The 697-nt window shown below is 65.4% G+C and carries 1 protein-coding gene; it reads right to left on the reverse strand.

Annotated features, from left to right (window positions below; genetic code table 11):
- The coding region (locus J2I47_RS26365; RefSeq protein ID WP_207367622.1) for an Ig-like domain-containing protein at nucleotides 1-697 on the reverse strand (697 nt) is incomplete at both ends.

The following is a 697-nucleotide window of genomic DNA, read 5'->3' on the forward strand; positions in this document are numbered from 1 at the left end:
CAGCCCCTCCCCCGCTGACGCTGAGCGTGCTGCTGCCCGAGCCCGCCACCAGGCTGGCCGGCGAGGCCACGGCCACTAGCGTACAGGCAGGGGGAATACTAACATTAACAGTGACCTGGGTAGCCGTGCAGCTGCCACAACTGGTGCACTCCACTAGGTACGTCGTCGTGGCTGCTGGCGTCACGCTCAGGCTGCTGCCCGTGCCCACTACGCTGCCCCCTACTTTCCAGCTATATACAGAGCCACTACTGCCCCCACTAACTGCCAGTATGCTGCTCGCGCCCGCCGTGATGCTGGCTGGGGAAGCAGTGGCCACCAGAGTACAGGCAACGGGTGGGGTGACGGTCACCGTCACCTGGGTAGCCGTGCAGCTGCCACATCTGGTGCAGGCTACGGAGTAGGTGGTGGTACTGCTGGGCGTAACCGTTAAGCTGCTGCCCGTACCCACCACACTGCCCCCGCTCTTCCAAGAGTAGTTGGCAGTATTGCCTCCCCCGCTGACGCTGAGCGTACTGCCCGAGCCGGCCGTAATGCTGGCCGGCGAAGCCGCCGCCACCAGGGTGCAGGCGGGCGTAACGGTGAGTGTCACCTGCACCGCCGTGCAACTGCCACAGCTGGTGCACTCCACCTGATAGGTTGTCGTGGCCGCTGGGCTCACGCTCAGGCTGCTGCCCGTGCCTACCACACTACCCCCGGT

Origin of the sequence: Fibrella rubiginis (assembly GCF_017353185.1) — a bacterium.
Taxonomy (GTDB): Bacteria; Bacteroidota; Bacteroidia; order Cytophagales; family Spirosomataceae; genus Fibrella; species Fibrella rubiginis.